Below are 2,549 nucleotides of genomic sequence, written 5' to 3'. Positions count from 1 at the left end.
TCGGCCTTGCACACGGTGACGGAAACACCGGCCATGTCCAGACTGGTCACATAGTTGCCGACGAGGTTGCGGGCGATGACCACGCCCTTGTCCGCGAGTGCGGCGGCGACCTCGTTGAAGACCACGTACAGCTCGATGAGCGGTGTGCCGCCCAGGCCGTTGACCATGACGACGGTCTCGTCACCGGCGGTCAGCGGCTGGTCGGCAAGGATCGCGTCCAGGGCGGTTGCCACGATCTCCCTGGCGGGGCGCAGCTTCTCGCGCCGGCGGCCGGGTTCGCCGTGGATGCCGACACCGACCTCCATCTCGTCCCCGGGCAGGTCGAAACCCGGCTTGCCGGAGGCGGGGGTGGTGCAAGCGGTCAGTGCGACGGCGAAGGACCGGGAGACGGCGTTCACCCGCTTGGCCATCTCCGCCACGGCGGCGAGGTCGCCACCCCGCTCGGCGAGCGCGCCGGCGATCTTCTCGACGAAGACGGTGGCCCCGGTGCCCCGGCGCCCCGCGGTCCAGGTGGAGTCCTGGACCGCGACGTCGTCGTCGACCAGGACGGTCTCCACCGTGATGCCCTCCTCGGTGGCCAGTTCGGCGGCCATCTGGAAGTTGAGGACGTCACCGGTGTAGTTCTTCACGACGAACAGCACGCCCGCGCCGCCGTCGACGGCCTGGGCCGCGGCCAGCATCTGGCCGGGCACGGGCGAGGTGAACACCTCGCCGGGACAGGCGGCGTCGAGCATGCCCAGACCCACGAAGCCGCCGTGCAGGGGCTCATGCCCGGAACCGCCGCCGGAGACGAGGGCGACCTTGCCCGGCTTGGCACCCGAGGCGCGGGCGATCACCTTGTTCCCCGCGTCGACCCTCAGTCCGGCGTGGGCGGCGGCGATCCCGGACAGCGCCTCGTCCAGCACCGTCTCGGGGGCGTTGATGAACTTCTTCATGACAGGACTCCCTCAGCAGCTGCGGCCGGCGCGGCCGTCACATCGGTGGCGGTGCCACGGCGGGCGTTCAGCGCGACATACAGGAAACCGGCGGCAACCGCGCCGAGCACCTCGGCGGCCAGGTAGACCGGCAACTGGTCCCAGTGGACGCTGCCGTCGAACAGCTGGCCGGTGATCATCGGACCGAGCGTCCTGGCCGGGTTGATGGACGCCGCGGTGGCCGGTGCCACCGGGATGATGATCGCGAACACACCGAGACCGATGGCCAGACCGGCGAAGCCGCCCGCCGCGCGGCGGTCGATGGCACCGAAGACGACGAAGGCAAGGATGAAGGTCCCCACCGCTTCGGCGAAGAAAGCCTGGCCGGCACCGACTCCGCTGCCATAGGCGGCGATACCGAGGCCGACATCGACCGCCTTCTTCCCCAGCACCCCGACGATGGCCAGCGCGCCCAGCACCGCCCCGGCCACCTGGGCCGCGACATAGCCAGGGACGTCCCGCCAGGGCATCTTCCCCGTGGCGGCCAGCGCCAGGGTGATGGCCGGGTTGATCTGACAACCGGATACATGGCCGATCGCGTAGACCATCGCGATGACCACAGTGGCGAACGCCAGCGAGATCATGCCCAGGTCGGCGAAGGTGAACGGGGCCTTGCCGTTGACGATAAGTGTTGCCGGGACCGAACCGACGCCGATGAACACCAGCATCGCGGTGCCCAGCATCTCGGCCACAAGCTTCTGTGGATAGGTGTTTTCTTCCATGAAAGGCGCCCAGCGCCAAACGGCGGCTCGGGCGTCTCACCTCCTCCGCGTGGAGCGGGCTGTGAAGGGAGGTGGCCGCCAGGTGGTCAGGGTCGGGCAACCTGGCGGCCGCTCAGGGGGGAAGCCGGGCAGCTTTGAGCATCCGGCTGCATATCGTTCACTATGGATGAACGTTGTTCCGGAAGTTAAGCCCGCGTTTCCCACCTGTCAAGAGCCTTCGCAGCCATCGCGTTCCGTCGACATGAAGAAGGCCCCCCGGCGGCGTGCCGAGGAGCCTCGATCAGACGGGGGAGTGCGGGAAGGGGGACAGTCACTACCGGGCTGTGGGGGCAGGTCAGGTCATCGTGGTGCGTGCGGCCGCCCCGCGGGGGGCGCCCAGGTCGCGGGAGAGGTTGCGGGCGGTCTCCCGGACGGCGACGGCAAGCTCCTGACGTGCGGGTTCGGCCAGCAGTCGCTCGACGGGGCCGACCAGGCCGATGGCGCCGACCACCTCGCCGGAGCGGTCGAACACGGGCGAGGCGATGCCCGCGTCCCCGATGGCCGACTCCTGGTCCTCGATCGCGTACCCGGTCCGGCGGACCTCCTCCAGCTGGCCGGCGAGCTTGCCTGAATCGGTGACACTGGCGCCGGTGAGCACCGCCGGCTTCCCCGCGAGCAGCCGCTCACGTTCGCCGGCCGGGAGGAAGGCCACGATGGCCTTGCCCAGGGCACACGTACTCCACGGAATGCTGGCGCCCACCTCGAGGATCTGCACCGCGCCCTCGGGCCGGAAGGCGTGGTGCACCACCAGGACGTGGTCGCCGGTCAGCACGGCCACCCACACCGCCTCGTTCGCCCGGGTGGCGAGCTGGTC

Annotated in this window: 3 protein-coding genes; all 3 read right to left on the bottom strand. The window is 70.0% G+C overall.

The window, feature by feature from the left end; translation table 11 throughout:
* On the bottom strand, window positions 1–935 hold a 935-nt coding region (gene dhaK / locus ACH4UM_RS41715), incomplete at its 3' end, for a dihydroxyacetone kinase subunit DhaK (protein ID WP_398191894.1).
* Window positions 932–1,696, bottom strand: a complete 765-nt coding sequence (locus ACH4UM_RS41710) for an MIP/aquaporin family protein (RefSeq protein ID WP_398191891.1) — start codon at window positions 1,694–1,696, stop codon at window positions 932–934. The genes dhaK and ACH4UM_RS41710, both read right to left, overlap by 4 nt.
* A 334-nt stretch (window positions 1,697–2,030) precedes the next feature.
* The coding region (locus tag ACH4UM_RS41705; RefSeq protein ID WP_398191888.1) for an IclR family transcriptional regulator at window positions 2,031–2,549 on the bottom strand (519 nt) is incomplete at its 5' end.

Source organism: Streptomyces sp. NPDC020801, assembly GCF_044334385.1.
Classification (GTDB): domain Bacteria; phylum Actinomycetota; class Actinomycetes; order Streptomycetales; family Streptomycetaceae; genus Streptomyces.
The sequence above is the reverse complement of the archived record's forward strand: the minus strand, read 5'-3'. Positions and strand labels throughout refer to the sequence as shown.